The 17,686-nt window shown below is 68.6% G+C and carries 14 protein-coding genes; 3 read left to right on the forward strand and 11 right to left on the reverse strand.

The window, feature by feature from the left end:
* Positions 1-107 precede the first annotated feature (107 nt).
* The 3 genes from leuS to E3T28_RS13545 form a co-directional block, all read right to left on the reverse strand.
* The gene (gene leuS / locus E3T28_RS13535) at positions 108-2,690 is read right to left on the reverse strand and encodes a leucine--tRNA ligase (protein WP_134432252.1); all 2,583 of its coding nucleotides are present in this window, start codon (positions 2,688-2,690) and stop codon (positions 108-110) included.
* A gap of 77 nt (positions 2,691-2,767) precedes the next feature.
* Positions 2,768-4,303 (reverse strand): anthranilate synthase component I family protein, encoded by a 1,536-nt coding sequence (locus tag E3T28_RS13540; protein WP_134432254.1) that lies wholly within the window; start codon positions 4,301-4,303, stop codon positions 2,768-2,770.
* 208 nt (positions 4,304-4,511) lie between these two features.
* The gene (locus E3T28_RS13545; protein WP_134432256.1) at positions 4,512-6,023 is read right to left on the reverse strand and encodes a M20/M25/M40 family metallo-hydrolase; all 1,512 of its coding nucleotides are present in this window, start codon (positions 6,021-6,023) and stop codon (positions 4,512-4,514) included.
* A 136-nt stretch (positions 6,024-6,159) separates the two neighbouring features.
* Between E3T28_RS13545 and E3T28_RS13550 the strand changes: the two genes are divergently transcribed.
* The gene (locus tag E3T28_RS13550; protein ID WP_134432258.1) at positions 6,160-6,816 is read left to right on the forward strand and encodes a DedA family protein; all 657 of its coding nucleotides are present in this window, start codon (positions 6,160-6,162) and stop codon (positions 6,814-6,816) included.
* A gap of 37 nt (positions 6,817-6,853) precedes the next feature.
* On the opposite strand, the gene cydC is transcribed toward E3T28_RS13550, so the two are convergent.
* Genes cydC through E3T28_RS13570 form a run of 4 tightly spaced genes read right to left on the reverse strand, consistent with a single transcriptional unit; the run spans position 6,854 to position 12,686 of the window.
* Positions 6,854-8,593 (reverse strand): thiol reductant ABC exporter subunit CydC, encoded by a 1,740-nt coding sequence (gene cydC, locus E3T28_RS13555; protein WP_134432260.1) that lies wholly within the window; start codon positions 8,591-8,593, stop codon positions 6,854-6,856.
* The gene (gene cydD, locus E3T28_RS13560; RefSeq protein WP_134432262.1) at positions 8,586-10,241 is read right to left on the reverse strand and encodes a thiol reductant ABC exporter subunit CydD; all 1,656 of its coding nucleotides are present in this window, start codon (positions 10,239-10,241) and stop codon (positions 8,586-8,588) included. The genes cydC and cydD overlap by 8 nt, the downstream gene beginning before the upstream one ends.
* Before the next feature lie 6 nt (positions 10,242-10,247).
* A complete protein-coding gene (gene cydB / locus E3T28_RS13565; RefSeq protein WP_134432264.1) occupies positions 10,248-11,264 on the reverse strand; it encodes a cytochrome d ubiquinol oxidase subunit II in 1,017 nt (338 codons plus the stop codon).
* Positions 11,265-11,273: 9 nt separating this feature from the next.
* On the reverse strand, positions 11,274-12,686 hold the full coding sequence (locus E3T28_RS13570) for a cytochrome ubiquinol oxidase subunit I (RefSeq protein ID WP_134432266.1): 1,413 nt from the start codon (positions 12,684-12,686) through the stop codon (positions 11,274-11,276).
* A 96-nt stretch (positions 12,687-12,782) separates the two neighbouring features.
* On the opposite strand from E3T28_RS13570, the gene E3T28_RS13575 reads away from it, so the two are divergent.
* Complete coding sequence (locus E3T28_RS13575) at positions 12,783-13,169, forward strand: BlaI/MecI/CopY family transcriptional regulator (protein ID WP_134432268.1); 387 nt, start codon at positions 12,783-12,785, stop codon at positions 13,167-13,169.
* A 55-nt stretch (positions 13,170-13,224) separates the two neighbouring features.
* Positions 13,225-14,163 carry a M56 family metallopeptidase gene (locus tag E3T28_RS13580; protein ID WP_134432270.1) on the forward strand — a complete coding sequence of 313 codons (939 nt, stop codon included), beginning with the start codon at positions 13,225-13,227 and terminating at the stop codon, positions 14,161-14,163.
* Between the two features lie 251 nt (positions 14,164-14,414).
* Here E3T28_RS13580 and E3T28_RS13585 read toward each other — a convergent pair whose 3' ends face one another.
* Genes E3T28_RS13585 through E3T28_RS13600 form a run of 4 tightly spaced genes read right to left on the reverse strand, consistent with a single transcriptional unit; the run spans position 14,415 to position 17,615 of the window.
* On the reverse strand, positions 14,415-15,341 hold the full coding sequence (locus E3T28_RS13585) for an ABC transporter substrate-binding protein (RefSeq protein ID WP_134432272.1): 927 nt from the start codon (positions 15,339-15,341) through the stop codon (positions 14,415-14,417).
* On the reverse strand, positions 15,341-16,081 hold the full coding sequence (locus E3T28_RS13590) for an ABC transporter permease (protein WP_134432274.1): 741 nt from the start codon (positions 16,079-16,081) through the stop codon (positions 15,341-15,343). The genes E3T28_RS13585 and E3T28_RS13590 overlap by 1 nt, the downstream gene beginning before the upstream one ends.
* The gene (locus E3T28_RS13595) at positions 16,078-16,764 is read right to left on the reverse strand and encodes an ABC transporter permease (RefSeq protein WP_174776781.1); all 687 of its coding nucleotides are present in this window, start codon (positions 16,762-16,764) and stop codon (positions 16,078-16,080) included. Before E3T28_RS13595 ends, E3T28_RS13590 begins: the two co-directional genes overlap by 4 nt.
* Complete coding sequence (locus E3T28_RS13600; protein ID WP_134432276.1) at positions 16,761-17,615, reverse strand: ABC transporter ATP-binding protein; 855 nt, start codon at positions 17,613-17,615, stop codon at positions 16,761-16,763. The genes E3T28_RS13595 and E3T28_RS13600 overlap by 4 nt, the downstream gene beginning before the upstream one ends.
* Positions 17,616-17,686 lie beyond the last annotated feature (71 nt).

Raw genomic sequence — 17,686 nt, forward strand, 5'->3', positions numbered from 1 at the left:
GCTACGCCGACGTAAGCCGGAGCCCCGGTGCGCGGCCGCACGCTGTGGGCGGCACCGTGAGGCGCCACCCTGGGGAGGCAAGGACGTGGGACTACTGGCCTTTGGGGCTACTGGCCGCGGGTGACGATGCTGACCAGCCTTGGCGCGCGCACGATCACATTCATGATCTCGCGGTCGCCGATCCGGCGAATGACCTCGGCCGAGGTGCGCGCGAGACGCTCCAGCTCGTCGCCGGAAATCTTCGGGGACACGTCGATGCGGTCGCGCACCTTGCCGTCGACCTGCACGACCGCCGTGACCGACTCCTCCACGAGCAGGGTGCGGTCGGCCTTGCGCCACTGAACGAGCGCGACACACGGCTCATAGCCGAGGTGCTGCCACATGTCCTCGGCCGCGTAGGGCGCGAACAGGTTGAGCGCCATGGCGGTGACCTCCGCGGCCTCGCGCACCGCGGCATCCGCGGGGCCGGAGCCCGTGTCGATCACCTTGCGGGTGGCGTTGACAAGTTCCATCAGGCGGGCGACGACCACGTTGAACTTGAACGACTCGACCAGGCCGGGGGCGTCGGCGAGGAACCGGTGCGTGACCCTTCGGAGACCGGCGTCGCCGGCCCTCCAATCGACGTCCGGTGTGCTCGTGACGTCACGGGCGACGCGCCAGGCGCGGGCCAGGAACTTGGCGGAGCCGACCGGCGAGACATCCGCCCAGTCGATGTCGTCTTCCGGTGGTCCGGCGAAGGCCATGGTGAGCCGCACCGCGTCGACGCCGAACTTGTCGACCTCCTCGGTGAAGTAGACCAGGTTGCCCTTGCTCTTGGACATCTTGGCGCCGTCCAGGATGACCATTCCCTGGTTCAGCAGCGCCGTGAACGGCTCGGTGAAGCTGACATAGCCGAGGTCGAAGAGCACCTTGGTCATGAAGCGCGCGTAGAGCAGGTGCAGGATGGCGTGCTCGACGCCCCCGACGTACTGGTCGACGGGCGCCCACTTCTCGGCTTCTTTGGGATCGAATGCCAACGTGTCGTCGGTGGGGTTGAGGAAGCGCAGGAAATACCAGGAGCTGTCCACGAAGGTGTCCATGGTGTCCGCGTCGCGGCGGGCCGGGGTGCCGTCGATCGGGTTGGGAACATTGACCCAGTCGGTCGCTCCGCCGAGCGGCGATGTGCCCTTGGGCTTGAGGTCGAGGCCGTCGGTCGGCGGCAGCAGCACGGGCAGTTGGTCTTCCGGAACGGGGATCTCGGCGCCGTCCTGGCCGTGGATGATCGGGATCGGCGTGCCCCAGTAGCGCTGGCGGGAGATGAGCCAGTCGCGCAGGCGGTAGTTCTTGGCGGCGCGTCCGGTTCCGTCGGCGGCCAGTTGTTCGATCATCCGCTTGATCGCGGTGTTCTTGCTCAGGCCGTTGAGCGCGCCGGAGTTGATCAGGCGACCCTCCCCGGTCAGCGCGATCCCGGTGCGGGCGGGTTCGAGGGAGGGGAGCTCCTCGGTGCCGTCGACCATCTCCTGGGTGATCACGGGAACCATTCCGGTGACCGCGGCGGTCGTGTCGACGACCACGATCACGGGCAGGTCGAAACGGCGGGCGAAGTCGAGGTCGCGCTGGTCGTGGGCCGGCACGGCCATCACGGCGCCGTGGCCGTAGTCGGCGAGCACATAGTCCGCGGCCCAGATCGGCAGGCGTTCACCGTTGGCCGGGTTGATCGCGTAGCGCTCGAGGAACACGCCGGTCTTCTCCCGGTCGGTGGCCTGACGCTCGATCTCGGTGCTGTTCTGAGCCTGGACCAAGTATTCCTGGAACCGTTCCTTGACGGCGGGCGAGGCATCCGCGACCAATTCGGCGGCGAGGTCCGCGTCGGGGGCGACGACCATGAAGGTCGCCCCGTAGAGGGTGTCGGGGCGGGTCGTGAAGACGCTGATGCGTTCCTCGCGGCCCTCGATCACGAAGTCGACGTCGGCGCCGATGGAGCGGCCGATCCAGTTGCGCTGCATGTTCAGCACTTTGGCAGGCCAGGTGCCCTCGAGCTGATTCAGGTCGTCGAGCAGGCGGTCGGCGTAGTCGGTGATCTTGAAGTACCACTGGGTGAGCTTCTTCTTGACGACCACGGCGCCGCTGCGTTCGGAGGTGCCGTCGGCGAGCACCTGCTCATTGGCGAGCACGGTTTGGTCTATCGGGTCCCAGTTGACCCAGCTGTCCTTGCGGTAGGCGAGGCCCTTCTTGTAGAGCTGCAGGAACAGCCACTGGTTCCACTTGTAATATTCGGGGTCGCTGGTGTGCAGCTCGCGGGACCAGTCGAAGGATGCCGCGTAGAGCTTCATGCTCTTCTTCTGCTGCGCGATGTTGTCGTAGGTCCAGCCGCGCGGGTCGATGCCGCGCTTGATCGCGGCGTTCTCCGCGGGAAGCCCGAAGGAGTCCCAGCCGATCGGGTGCAGCACGTTGAAGCCCTGCTGGCGCCAGTACCGGGCGACGATGTCGCCGAGGGCGTAGACCTCGGCATGGCCCATGTGCAGGTCACCGGAGGGATAGGGGAACATGTCGAGCACGTACTTGCGCGGACGCTTGTCGTCGGGGTCGCTCGTGCGGAAGGGGTCGAGCTCTTCCCAGATCGGCTGCCACTTCGCCTGGATGGCGGCGAAATCGTAGACTTCCTCGTCGCTGTCCCGGCCGGTGCGGGTGTGGTCGTACTCGTGTGCCACGTGACTCTCTTCGTTGCAGTGGGGATTGCGCCAGCAGGCACCGGGCCGCGCGGAGGCGGCGTCCTTTTCCTAGGCTACTAAACCTGGCCCTGGCCCGTTGCGGGGCCGGGTAGGTGAACACCGAGCACGGCCAGGAGCGCCGCCGCTTTCAGCCGGGTCTCCTCGATCTCCTCCAGCGGATCGGACAGGGCCGTGATGCCGCCCCCCGTGCCGATGGAAGCCCCGTCCGGGCCGAGAACGATGCTGCGGATGACCATGGCCAGGTCGACGGCGCCGTCCTGCCCGAAATAGCCGAAGGCACCGGCGTAGAGCCCGCGCGGGCCGTCCTCGAATGCGTCGAGAATGGTCATCGCACTGATCTTGGGGGCTCCGGTCATGGAACCGGCCGGGAACGAGGATTCGACGACATCCACCCCGGTCAGCCCCGCGGCCAGGCGCGCCTCGACCGTGCTGACCAGCTGGTGCACATGCGCGTAACTCTCCACGGCGAGAAGGGTCGTGACCTGGACGCTGCCGAGCTCGGCGATCCGGCCGAGGTCGTTGCGCATGAGATCGACGATCATCAGGTTCTCGGCGCGTTCCTTCTCGCTGGCCTCGAGTTCGTCGCGGAGTTCCTGGTCGCGCACGACGCCGGTGGACCGGGCGCGTGTTCCCTTGATCGGTTTGGTGGTGATCCGGCCGTCAACCGTCACGGCCAGAAATTCCTCGGGCGAGGCGCTGAGCAGTGCGGTGTCCCCGAAGCGCAGGAACCCGCCGTGGTGGCTGGGGCTGCCGGCACGCAGGGCCAGGTAGGTGTCGACCGGGTGCGGTCGCACGTCGACCTGGATCTCGTTGGTGAGGCAGAGCTGATAGGCGTCGCCGGCCCGGATGCTGGCCTGGCAGTCTGCGATGAGCTCGGCGTATCGGTGCGCATCGTGCCGCCACCGGGCCGCGACGGTGCCGGCGGTGTCGGTATCGGCGGTGCCGGTGTCGGTATCGGCGGTGCCGGTGCCGCGGAATAACTGCAGGACAGGCCGGGTCACGGCTACGGCCGGTGACGACTCCGACCCGGCGAGAGAGTGCTGCACGGCGTCGGCCCACGCCTGCGGGGCATCCGTCGGGTCGCCGGGGGCGCAACGGGCGAGGGCGGTGACCGTGCGCGCAGCGTGATCGAACACGAGGACCCGGTGCACCTCGAGCAGGGCGGCATCCGGGTGGCGCGAGGCGTGCACGGGCGTGCCCACGGTCTGGGCACCGAGTTCGTAGCCGAGCCAGCCCACCCAGCCGAGGCGGAAGCCGCCGGTGCCGCCGGCCGGACTGCTGTCGGTGCCGACCCTGGAATCGTCGGTGGAGCCGGCCAGGTCCGCGCGCAGGAACTCGAAGATCGTCCCGGGCGAGGCGAAACCAGACCCCGATGGGTTCCCGGCGGCCGAGACCGTCACGGTCCCCTCCGGTACCGAGGCGATCGCGAACCGGGACCCGGACGACGCCGCCCCGAGGTAGCTGAGGCCGGTTGCAGCGCCGTCTCCGGCATCCAGCCAGAACGCGTACGGGCTGTCACGGTACAGGGTGTCGAAAACGGTGACCGGGTCCCACCACTCGGTGAGGAGGATGCGCTGAATCGGCCCGGTCACGCTCCCAGCCTAGATGCCACTATTCTCCCCGGAGTGCAGCACCCCGCCGCCCCGCCGAGACCCCTTCCGCACACCGTGACCGGCTCCGAACCAATTCGACGGAGATTCTTGCGAAAATCGGCTGTTCCGGGTTGATCGGGTCCGATTTCGGCAAAATCTCCGTCGAATTCGTCAGGACGGAGGCGCCTGGAGCTGTGACAGAGTGCTACTACTTCGTGGCGTGGCTGCCTTTGAACTGAAGGTCCATGGTGCCGGAGCCGCCGCCCCTGGTCGTGCCGTTGACCGCGGAGGTAGTCTCTCCGAAGGTCTTTGTCGCGTGGGCGATGGCATCGGCCATCTGCTCCAGCACCACCGCGTTGATGTTCGTGATGTCGTCACACGCGGCGTGGTAGCAGGCGTCGTACGGCGCGCCGGCGACTCCGCCGTAGGTGACCGCCTGGGCATCCGTCATCAGGTCTTCCGCACCGGTGAAGAGCCCACCGGCCGGAATCCCGTTCTCGATGAACCCGAAGTAGTCGGACCGACCGTCGAACTCGGTGGGTTCCACGGCCAGCCCCTGCGAGGCGAAGTAGTCCAGGAAGACCTTCTCCACCCGCGCCGACCCGTTCGGGCCGGTGGTGCCGAAGGACGAGCCGTCACCGTCATAGACGAAGCGCACGAAGTTGGGCGAGGCGACCATGTCGAAGTTCAGGTTGACGGCGTGCTCCTTGATCTGGCGTTTCGTCAGCTGCGACACGTAGTACTCGGAACCGACCAGGCCGTCTTCCTCGCTTCCCCAGAACGCGAACCGCACCCGGTTGGTGGGCGCGTCGCCGGAGGCGGCGAGCTGGATGGCCGTTTCGAGGATGGCGGCACTGCCGCTGCCGTTGTCGTTGATTCCCGCGCCCTCGGCGACGGAGTCGAGGTGCGCCCCGGCCACGACCGTGCGGTCCGCCCGACCGGCCGTGTCGGCCAGGATGTTGAAGGATTCGGTCACGATGACCTCGGCGTCCACGGCCAGGCGCACAGACGGGGCCGGCTGCCCGGCCAGAGCCTCGCCGAGCGCGAAGCTCGTTCCGATCACCGGCACGGATGCCTGCGGGGCGTCGAGCGTGCCGTTGAGGAGGCCGAGGCGGTCGTCGGCGTTGCCCTGATTGAAGATGATCACGCCGGCGGCGCCGGCCGCGATGGCATTCTCGGCCTTGACCTGGAAGGTGCAGGTGCCGCGCTGGATCAACGCGACGTTCCCGGGTGTGAAGCCGGCGAAGTCCGCGGCTTCGCAGCCGCTGGTCGAGGCCCGGTCGCCCCCCAGGTTGATGTCGACCGCCTGCACCGTCGCGTCGACCAGCCCGGAGCCGGAATAGCTCATCGTGGCGAAGTCGGTTCCGCCCAGGTAGGTGGTGGGGGTGGGGGCGAGCTGCGCGAACGATTCCGCGTTCATCACGAACTGTTCATAGGAGTAGGGCTGCCGGGTCGGCGTGTACCCCGCGGCCCTGAGCTGCTCTTCGACGTACACGGCGGATGCCTCGTACCCGGGAGTACCGGATGCCCGCGTGCCGCCGTGGGCATCCGCGATGTCCTGCAGAGCCTGCAGGTGCTCGATGATTCCGGACGCGGTGACGGCTTCGCGCAGCGCGCCGGTGCCCGTTCCGTTGTCGGCATGGGCAGGCAGCCCGACGCTGACGGACAGCGCCACGGCTGTGCCGATGGCGGCCAGACGAATATTCCGATTCTGTGTCATGAGGGTCCCTCAGATTGGATCGAACGTGGGCCGGTCGTCGTTGAACGGCCCTGCGGAGACGCTAGCGTATCCCCCGGTCGCGGGGCAAGGGTGGGTCCTCAGCCCCGCTGCGGGCACACGGCTTAGGCTGTATGACGTGAACGACATCCTCAGCTGGATCCTCGAGACAGTGTCCAGCGTGGACCCGGTGCTGCGCACCCTGCTGGCCGGACTCGGGATGCTGCTGGAGACATCCGTGCTCGTCGGCCTGGTCGTGCCGGGCGATTCCATCGTGATCGTCGCCAGCACGGCGGTGAGCAACGCGGCCGAGTTCCTGGGGCTCATCGTCGCGGTGATCGTCGGAGCTCTGATCGGCGAGAGCATCGGTTTCGCCCTGGGCCGCCATTTCGGGCCGTGGATTCGGATGAGCCGACTCGGGCGCCGCCTCGGTGAGCGCAACTGGGCCCGGGCCGAGATCTACCTCGCCCGGCGTGGCGGCATTGCCGTGTTCCTGTCGCGGTTCCTGCCCGTGCTCCACTCGCTGATCCCGTTGACGGTGGGGATGAGCCCGATGCCCTACCGCACCTTTATGCGATGGACCGTTCCTGCCTGCGTGATCTGGGCGGTGGCCTACGTCTCGATCGGCTCTGCCGCCGCCGAGGGCTACCGGGAACTCTCCGACCGGCTCCACTTCGCCGGGTATCTGTTCGTGGGCGCGATCGCGGCCTTCGTACTGCTCGCCTTCCTGGTCAAGCGGTGGCTGCACCGGCGCGAGGAGCGGCACATGGAACAGCCCGAGCCGCCGACGCTCTGACCACTCACGGCGGGGCGGCTTCATTCAGTGGCCGGTTTCAGCGGGCCGGTCCGGGCACGGCGACCCTCGCGGTGATCAGGTCGTCGGGCACGGGCGTATGCGAGATGAGCAGCACCGCGCGTCCGTCCTCCTTGGCCGTGGCCAGGATGTCCCGCACCAGCAGGTCGCCCTGCGCCTCGTCGACGTTGGCGGTGGGTTCGTCGACGATGAGCACCGGGAAGTCCGCCAGCAGGGCGCGCGCCAGCGCGATCCGCTGGGCCTGACCGCCGGAGACCAGGGCGCCCCGTTCACCGACCCGGGCGTCGAGGCCGCCGCGCTGAGCGGTCCACTCCCCCAGTCCGACCCGGCCCAGCACGGCCTCGAGGTCGTCGTCGGTGGCCGTTTCGCGGGCGAAGAGCAGGTTCTGACGGATGCTGTCGTCGAAGAGCCAGGGACGCTGCTCGCACAGTCCCACCCGGCTGCGCACCTCGGCCGGGGCCAGCAGGCGTGCCTCGACACCGTCGAGCCGGTACGAGCCCGTGTAGTCGAGGAAGCGCACCAGCGTCTGGGCCAGCGTGGTCTTGCCGGCGCCGCTCGGACCGGCCAGGTGCACGCGGTCCCCCGGCGCCAGTCGCAGGGTGATGCCGGAGACCCCGGGAGTCAGGGCTCCTGGCCAGCGGGCGCCGACGTCGGTGAGTTCGAGCACCGGGCGGGCGCCGACGGCGGCAGTCGCGCCCACCCCGGCCACGGTCGGCTCCGCCGGAATCTCAACCGGAACCACGGTCGGCACCGCGGAAGCCACCCGCGCGGCACTGGAGTGCACCTGGCGCCAGACGCCGAGGGCGAGCGGGACCATGCCGAACACCTCGAACACCGCCATGGGCACCAGCACGACGACGGCGAAGGCCGGACCGCTGATTCCGGCCGGCCCGGAGAGAGCCGGAATGCCGACCCAGAGCGCGGCGACCGTGGCCAGACCGGCGAACAGGGACAGCACGGCGCCCTGCACGCCCACCCCCAGGGACCGGCGCAGCGAGGTCCGGCGCAGCCGGTCGTCGGCCGCGGCGAGGGTTGCCAGGCGGGCGTCGAGGGCGCCGAAGGCGGTCAGGACGTCGAGGTTCTCCACGACCTCGAGCACCTCTCCGGCGAGATCGCCGCGGAGAGGGGCGAGCCGCCGCTCCGATCGGGCGGACAGCGCGCTGGAGGCGAAGGTGGCCAGCAGGCCGGCGGCGAGCAGCGTGAGCGCCAGCGTCAGGCCGGCGGCGGGGAGCACCGACCAGACCCCGGCCACGCTCACGATCGCGAGGATCCCGGCCGTGGCGAGAGGCTGAACGACGCGCAGCGGAAAGTCCTGCAGGTCGTCGACGTCGCGCACGAGGCGGCTGAGCAGGTCGCCGCGGCTCGTGCCCCCGAGGCCGGCCGGGGCGAGCGGCAGGATGCGGGCGAACACGCCCAGACGCAGGTCCGCCAGCTGGCGGAACGCGGCGTCGTGGCTGGCCAGCCGCTCGAGGTACCGGAACGCGGACCGGCCGAGCGCGAACGCACGTACGCCGACGACCGCCATCGAGAGGAACATGATCGGCGGCTGCTCGGCCGCGCGGGTGATCAACCAGGCCGACGACGCCAGCAGAGCCACCGCGAAGAACGCGCTCAGCACGCCTGCGGCCAGGCCAGGGGCGAACCGGCGGGCCGGCGGCTGGGCCAGGCGCAGCACGGCGCGCACCTCGGCAGGGCCCGCCGCCTCCGTGCTCGCGCTCGTGCTCGTGCTCGTGCTCGCGCTCGGTCGGGAATCAGACATGGGCCACCTCGTTCAGGGCAACGATCTGGTCGGCGGCGTCCCGCAGCGCGGGCCGGTGGCTGACCACGATCACCATCCGCCCCTGGTCGGTGAGCCGGCGCAGCCCGGCCACGAGGGAAGCTTCCGCCGCCTCGTCCAAGGCCGAACTGGGCTCGTCGAGAACGATCACGGCACAGTCGTGCGCCTCGGCACGGTAGATCGCGCGCGCGGCGGCCACCCGCTGAGCCTGCCCGCCGGAGAGCCCCGAGCCGGCGACGCCGAGCACGGTGGCCGGGTCGAGGTCGGCGGCTCCGGCGCATTCCAGCGCCCGCGTCACGGTCTCCGGGTCGACGGATGCGTCGCCGAGCGCAAGGTTGTCGGCGATCGTCCCATGGAACAGTCCCGGCCGTTGCCCCGCCCACGCCAGCCAGGGGCGAGGTGTGCCCGGAGTCTGCTCGGCACCATTCAGCCGGATCCGCCCGTCGAAGGGGACGAATCCCTGCAGGGCGGCCACCAGTGTGGATTTTCCGGCGCCGCTCGGACCAACGACCACGGTGAGTTCGCCGGGGCGGAACACGGCGGTGAAGTCGTGCACCGGGGCATCCGTGCCGCGCCGAATCGTGACCTGCTCGAACCGTAGCTCGCCGGCATCCGCGGGGCCCTGACCGGGGTGAGCGGCCGAGGCAGCCGGGGCGGACGCGATGACGGCCGCGGCCCCGGCGTCGTCGAGAATGGCGAAGACCTCGGCCGCGGCGGCCAGGCCGTCGGCCGCGGCGTGGAATTGGGCGCCGACCTGGCGCACCGGCAAGAATGCCTCCGGGGCCAGCAGCAGCACGAACAGGCCGACGCCGAGCGCGAGGGTGCCGTCGACCAGGCGCAGGCCGATGGAGACGGCGACGAGGGCGACCGACAGGCTGGCCGCCAGCTCGAGCACGAAACCACTGAGGAAGGAGACCCGCAGCACCGTCATGGTGCGGGCGCGGTAGTCCTCGGTGATGGCGCGTACCCGGGCGAACTGGCGACGGTCCCGGCCGTAGATCTTGAGCGTGCCGAGCCCGCCGACGAGGTCGAGGAACCCCGTCGACAGCCGCTGCAGGGACTCCCACTGCTGGTGCTGCACGGACTGGGTGGCCTTGCCGATCAGCACCATGAAGATCGGAATGAACGGCAGCACCACGATGACCGTGATGCCGCTGGGCAGGTCCTGCCCAAGCATCACCAGGATCAGCAGGGGCGTGCTGATCGCCGCCAGCAGGAGCTGGGGCAGGTAGCGGGCGAAGTAGTTGTCGAGCGCGTCGAGCCCCTGGGTGACCAGGGTGGAGACGCCGGCGCCGGCCCGGCCGCTGATCCAGTCCGGGCCGCGCTCGGCGACGCGGTCGAGCACCTGGCGGCGCAGCTGGCTCTTGACCTGGGCTGCCCCGCGGGTGGCGGCCACCTCGAGCAGCCAGACCAGCGCGGCCCGGACCACGATCACCCCCGCAAGGGCGGCGGTGGTCGAGGCGAGGTCGGCCCGCGACGCCCCCGTCACCGCGAGGGTGATGCTCTGGCTCAATAGCCAGGAGAACGTGATGACCGTGACGGTCTGCGCCAGTCCAAGCAGGGCACCCACCGACAGGAACCACCGGGCGGCGCTCGCATAGCGGAGGAGCCGAGGATCGAATGGGCGCATTTACATTCAGTGTACGGCGGACTCTACGTCGGCCGAGACGGTCGTGCGACTGACCCGCTTGCGCAGCACCCAGTAGGTCCAGCCCTGGTAGAGGAGGATCACCGGCATGGCGAACAGGGCGGTCCAGCTCATCACCTGCAGCGTGTACGGCGTCGAGGACGCGTTTTCGATGGTCAGGCTATTCGCCGCGTCATTGCTGGCCGGCATCACGTCGGGGAACAGGGAGGCGAAGAGCGTCAGCACCGCGAGGGCGATGGTCGCGGCCATCAGCGTGAACGCCCATCCCTCGGACCCGCGCAGGTTCGCCAGGAACGCCCCGATCAGGGCGACGGCGGCGAGCACGGCGAAGGCTGCGGTGGCCAGGCTGCCGAAGGCGAGGGTGGTCCAGACCAGGAATGAGGCGGCCACCACGATGGTGACGATCCCGGCCTTGACGGCCAGCTTCTGGGCGCGCTGACGGATGTCCCCCTCGGTCTTCAGGGAGATGAAGATCACGCCGTGGGTGAAGAACAGGAGCAGCGTGGTGAGGCCGCCGAGGAGGGCGTAGGGATTGAGCAGGTCGAAGAAGGAGCCGATGTAGTTGTGGCCGGCATCCAGGGGCACGCCCTGCACGATGTTGGAGAAGGCGACACCCCAGAGCAGGGCGGGAACCGCGGACCCGATCACGATCATCAGGTCGAAGCGCTTCTTCCACGCCGCCTCTGGGCGCTGATGCCGGTACTCGAACGACACCCCGCGCAGGATAAGGGCAAGCAGGATCACGAGCAGGGCCAGGTAGAAGCCGCTGAACAGGGTGGCGTACCACTCCGGGAACGCGGCGAACAGGGCCGCGCCGGCCACGATCAACCAGGTTTCGTTGAGGTCCCAGACCGGCCCGATGGTGTTGATGATGACCCGGCGGTCGAGGTCGTCCTTGCCGAGGAAGGGCAGGGACATGCCGACGCCGAAGTCGAAGCCGTCGAGAACGAAGTAGCCGATGAAGAGTGCACCGATGATCCAGAACCAGAGAATGTTGAGTTCCATCATGCGCTCCTAGTAGACCGTGACCTGTGGCTTGACCCTGCCGGACACCGGGTCGGGTTCCGCCAGCGGGGCCGGTCCCTGCCGCACGGCCTGCAGGATCAACTTGAATTCGACGACGGCGAGAGCGCCGTAGATCAGCGTGAACGCGATCAGTGAGATCAGGATCTCGACGCCGCTGACATTGGGTGACACGCCGTCCTGGGTGCGCAGGAGGCCGAACACGAGCCAGGGCTGCCGGCCCATCTCGGTGAAGATCCAGCCGACGCTCATCGCGAGCAGGGAGAACGGGAAGCTCCAAATGGCGATCTTCCAGACCCAGGTGGCCTCCGGGCTGCGCCCATTCCGGGTCAACCAGAGGCCGACCACGGCGACGAGGATGTGCGCGATGCCGAGACCGATCATCCAGCGGAAAGCCCAGTAGGTGATCCAGATCGTCGGCGTGTAGTCCCCGGGGCCGTACAGGGTGACGTACTGCGCCTGCAGGTTGTCGATGCCCTCGACGGTGCCGTTGAGGGTGTGGGTCGACAGGAAGGACAGCAGGTAGGGGATGCGAATCGAGAACAACTCGCTCACGCCGTCGGGGGTGCCGAGGGTGAAGATCGAGAAGGATGCCTCGGCGCCCGTCGCGGTCTTGTACATCGCCTCGGCCGCCGCCATCTTCATGGGCTGGGCCGCGGTCATGGCGAGGCTGAGCGAGTCGCCGAAGAAGGTGGTGAGCGCCCCGGAGACGACCATCATCCACATGCCCAGCTTGAGCGCGGGACGCATGGTGTCCTCGTTCTGCCTGCGCAGCAGGTGCCAGGCCGCCACCGAGATGACGAGGCCCGACGACACCATGAAGCAGGCGAAGATCGTGTGCGGGAAGGAGGCCAGCGCGATCGGGTTGGTCAGGAGTTCACCGATGCTGGTCAACTCGGCCCGGCCGCGCTCCTCGTTGATGCGGAACGCGATCGGGTTCTGCATGAACGCGTTCGCCGCGAGGATGAAGTAGGCCGAGGCGATCGAGCCGGCCGTGGTCAGCCAGATGGTGGCCAGGTGCAGGCCGCGGGGCAGTTTGTCCCAGCCGAAGATCCACAGTCCGATGAAGGTGGCCTCCAAGAAGAAGGCGGTGATGCCCTCGAAGGCGAGCGGGGCGCCGAACACGTCGCCAACGAAGCGGGAGTAGTCCGACCAGTTCATCCCGAACTGGAACTCCTGCACGATTCCGGTAACGACGCCCATGGCGAAGTTGATCAGGAAAATCTTGCCGAAGAAGTGGGTCAGCTGAAGGTATTTGGCCTTGTCGGTGCGCACCCAGGCGGTCTGGAAGAGCGCCACCGTGAATGCCAGCCCGATCGTGAGCGGCACGAAGAGGAAGTGGTAGACGGTGGTCAGACCGAATTGCCATCTTGACAGGAGTAACGGATCCAGCCACTCGTACATGCGCCCTCCAGCGTCCACGGATTTTCTACACTATGTAGAATATTACTCTTCTACGAGACGTAGAAGAGTCGATTCCCGCCCGCTAGACTCCCCACTATGGGGCGATTGGGTGTACTCGAGAGACTGCTGATGGATGTCCTGTGGGACACCGAGGAGCCTCTCCCTGCCAACGACCTCCGGGACCGGCTGCTCACCCCGACGGCCGCGACCGCCCGGCACAAACCACTCGCCACCACGACCGTGCTCACGGTGCTCTCCCGCCTCGAGGCCAAGGGCTTCGTCACCCGGGACCGGGACATCCGGCCGCACCGCTACCGGGCCGTGGCGACCCGGGCCGAGCACACCGCGGAGCTGATGCACGAGGTGCTCGGTTCGGCGCCCGACCGGCAGGCGGCTCTCGCCCGGTTCATCGGCGACGTCACCCCGCAGGAGGCCGACGCCCTGCGCGTGCTCCTCGGCACTGCGCCGCTCGTTCGCGAGTGACCGGCACCCTGTCCCGGTCCCCGCATCAGACAGCGCGAACCGGAATGGTCAAGTCGTGTTCGGCACTGCCGTAGCGCTCATGGTCGTCGCCGTTCTGCTGGCCGGTCCGGTTCCGATCTGGTTGGCCCAGGCCGGATGGCCGTCCCGCTCCCCCGCGATCGCCCTGGTGCTGTGGCAGTCCTTCGCCCTGGCGGGCGGGCTCTCGATGATCGGCTCACTGCTCAGCTTCGGACTGATCCCGTTCGGCGAGAACCTGCTCGACGGCATCCGTTCGTTGGCCGGCCATCTCTTCACCGGCACTCTGCCGGCCGGCACATCGTTCGGCAGCGTGCTCATGCTGTGCGCGGCGCTGATCCTCGGCAGTCATTTGCTGCTCAACCTCGCCGCGACCTTGTCCCGCGCCCAGCGCCAGCACCGCCGGCACCGGCACCTGATCGGGCTGCTCAGCGAGCCTCTGCCCCACCATTCGGGCACCCTTGTGATCGAGCACGACGCACCGGTCGCCTACTGCCTGCCCGGCGCGACCCGGTCGGCGACCGTACTCTCCCGCGGCCTCCTGCAGCTGCTGGACGCGGACCAGCTGCGCGGGGTGATCGCGCACGAACGCGCCCACCTGCTGCAGCAGCACCACCTCGTGCTGCTCGCCTTCAAGTCCTGGCACAGCGCGCTGCCGTGGTTCCCGATCGCCAATCGCGCCGAGAACGCGGTGGCCCTCCTGATCGAGATGCTGGCCGACGACCAGGCCCGGCGCGTTATCGACGACCGCACGCTGGCCACCGCGATCGCGCTGGTCGGGTCGGCCCACCAGGTGGACCTGCTGGGAACGGATGTCGAACTCGCCGACGGCCCGGACCATCCGTTCGACCTCGTGACACCCCGCGTTCGCAGGCTGATCACCCCGCAGGCGCCCCTGCCGCGCTCCGCCGCGCCTATCGCCTCGGCGGCAGCAGCCGCGCTTCTGCTGCTGCCGACGCTGCTCCTGTTCCTGACCTGACCCGGCCTGACCTGGCCTGACCCGGCCTGACCCGGCCTGACCTGACCTGACCCGGCCTGACCCGGCCTGACCTGACCTGACCCGGCCTGACCTGACCCCGGCCCAGGCCCAGCCCCCAGCCCCCAACGAATTCGACGGAGATTTTCGGTCCCAGGGCCTGTTTTGCCCTGCAACCGGCCCGCAGGCGCAAAATCTCCGTCGAATTCGTCAGGCGATGTTTGAGTCCGGCACTGCCGGAATCAGCTGGCGCTCTAGAAGAGGTTCGCCTGCTCGAGCCAGGCTGCCGCAATCTTCTCGGCCGAGAGCTCGTCGTTCACGCTCTCGGAGTTGAGGCTGACCAGGTCTTCGGCGGTCAGAGCGGCACTGACGGCGTTGAGTACGTCGGCGGCCTTCTCGTCGACCTTGTCGGAGACGAGAGGAACGACGTTGTCCGCGAAGAACAGGCCGTCGGGGTCGTCGAGGGCGACGAGGCTGTCCGACTTGATGTTCGGGCTGGCCGTGTAGACGTTCGTGATCTGGATGTCGTTGTCGACGAGAGCCTTGATCGTGAGCGGGCCACCGCCATCCTCGATCGGTGTGAAGCCGGCGATCGGGATGCCGTACTTCTCCGTCAGGGTCGTCGGTCCGTACGGGCGGGTCTGCAGTTCAGACGGGCCGCCGACGGTGATCGGCTCGGTGACGTCGGCGAGTGACGCGATGTCGGTCAGGCTGTACTTGTCGGCGAAGGCCTGCGTCACGGTCCAGGAGTTCTGGTCCGTAGCCGAGGCCATGTCCAGCACGCTCAGCCCCTCGGGCAGCTCGTCCTGCAACTGCGCGTAGGTCTCGTCGGCGGTGCCGCCGGCGGCATTCTCCTTGAGGACCTGCAACAGGCTGCCCGTGTACTCCGGGAAGACGTCGATGGTGCCGGATTCGATCTCGGGCAGGTACACCTCGCGCTGGCCGATCTTGAATTGCCGGTCGACCGTGAAGCCGTTCGACTCCAACGCCTGCGCATAGATCTCGGCGATGATCTCGTTCGAGTAGTAGTCCTGCGAACCGATGACCAGGGTCGCGGATGCCTCGTCGGCGCTATTTCCGCTGTCCAGCGGATCACCGGACGCACACCCTGCAAGGGCTACGACGGCCCCAACCGCGACCGCGGCAACCGCCGCGAGCCGGCCTCTTTTAGCTGTGAACATTAGTGGGTTCCTTTCGTGATGGCGGGATCCATCCCCGGCACAGGTCGGGCTGACCTGGCGCGGTCGACTGGGGTGCGTCCGGACGCGACGCCTCTGGGAACGACAAGTCGCTGCATGACGGTGAATATTCCCTCGAGCGTGAGGGCGAGCAGGATCACGAGCAGCGACCCGCCCAGCATCTCCGCGTAGTCGCGAGTTTTCAACCCGGCGAACAGGAATCGCCCGAGGCCGATGTCCGCCACGTAGGCCGCCAGGGTGGCCGTGGCGATGACCTGCAGGGTGGCCGAACGGATGCCCGCGATGAGCAGCGGCATCCCCAGCGGGATCTCGACGGTTCGCACGATCTGGCTCTCCGACATCCCGACCGAGCGGGCGGAGTCGATCACGGACCGGTCGATGGCCTCGAATCCGGCGTATGCGCCCGCGAGGATGGGCGGGATCGCCAGGACCGTGAGCGCCACGGACGGAGCCCCGAGCCCGATTCCGACCCACAGCGCGACCAAGGTGAGCAGGCCCAGGGTCGGAATGGCTCGCAGCCCGCCGGACGTGGCCACGGCCAGGCTGCGCCCCCGGCCCGTGTGCCCGATCAGGAAGCCGACCGGAATCGCGATCGCGCAGGCCATCAGGACCGCCGCGACCGTGAATACCAGGTGCTCAACCAGACGCACCGGGATGCCGCCCGGCCCGGCGTAATTGGCTGGGTCGAGGATCCAGTTCAGGGCGTCCTGGAACAGGTTCATCCGGAACCCTCCGCGCTCCGGGAGACCCGCAGTGCCCGCCGGCTGGTGGCCGCTAGGCGGGTCCACGGCAGCAGCAGGCGCCCGAGCAGCACGAGGGCGCCGTCCAGCAGCAACGCCAGCGCCACGGTCAGCACGATTCCGGCGATGATCTCGGCCTGGATGCCGCGCTGGAAGCCATCCGTGAACAGGCTCCCGAGGCTCTGCGCGCCGATCACGGCCCCGACCGTGGCCAGGCTGACCGTGCTGACGGCCACGACCCGGAGGCCGGCCAGAAGCACCGGTCCGGCCAGCGGCAGCTCCACCTGCCAGAAGGTGCTCCAGCCGGAATACCCCACGGCGACAGCGGACTGACGCACGTCCTCGTCCACGGATGCCAGCCCGTCGGCCACCACACGCACCATCAGCGCGACGCCGTAGAGCGTCAGGGCGATGACCAGGTTGAGCGGTGAGCGGAGGCTGGTGCCCACGACGGCCGGGATCACGAAGAACAGCGGCAGGGACGGGATGGCGTAGAGCAGCCCACTGGCTGTGAGGATCACGCCGCGCCCGGCCCGGTACCGGTTCGCGAGCCAACCGAGCGGCACGGCGATCAGGAAGCTGAGCATGATGGGCGGCACGCTGAGCACCAGGTGGTCGAGGGTGCGATCCCAGAGCAGGTCGAGATTCGCCCAGATCCAGGTCACCGCGGAGCCGGTGAATCCGGCGAGGGCGCGGACGTCCCGGGCATGACGAGCACGCCGGCCAGGCGGCCCTCGCTGTCGAGCAGCAGGTCGGAGTCGCCACGGCGCTCCAGGTGCAGGGCTCGCTTGCCGCGATCCGCTCCGATGAAGCTGGCCACGAAGTCGTCGGCCGGGTCCGCCAGGATGTCGGCCGGCGCCCCGACCTGGGCGATCCGTCCGCCGTCGCGCAGGATGACGACCTGGTCGCCGAGGAGGAATGCCTCTTCGATGTCGTGGGTGACGAACACCACCGTTTTGCCGAGCTCGCTCTGCAGCCGGATCAGTTCCTGCTGCAGCTCGGCCCGCACGATCGGGTCGACGGCGCCGAACGGCTCGTCCATCAGCAGAATGTTCGGGTTCACCGCAAGCCCGCGGGCCACCCCTACCCGCTGCTGCTGCCCGCCGGAGAGCTGGCTCGGGTACCGGGCCGCCAGGGTCTGGTCCAGGCCCACCGTGTCGAGCAGGGCGAGGGCATCGGCACGGGCCTTCTTCCTCGGCACCCCGCGCAGCAGCGGAACCGTCGCGACATTGTCGATCACCGTTCGGTGCGGGAGCAGGCCGGAGTTCTGCATCACATAGCCGATACTGCGTCGCAGCTGCACCGGCTCGAGCTGGGCGATGTCGGCCCCGTCGATCTCGATGGTGCCGCCGCTCGGGTCGACCATCCGGTTGATCATGCGCAACAGGGTGGTCTTACCGGAGCCGGAGGAGCCGACGAGCACCGTCGTCCGATGCGACGGAAGGGTCAGGCTGAAATCGTCGACGGCACGGGTGCCGTCCGGGAACTGCTTGCTCACCGAGCGGAACTCGATCATGGAGAGGGCTCATTTCTCGCCCGAGTCGACAGAACGCGGGCGGCAGGTACCCCACCCAACCATCACTCGGC

It is taken from the genome of Cryobacterium sinapicolor (assembly GCF_004403465.1).
In the GTDB taxonomy this organism is placed as follows: Bacteria; Actinomycetota; Actinomycetes; order Actinomycetales; family Microbacteriaceae; genus Cryobacterium; species Cryobacterium sinapicolor.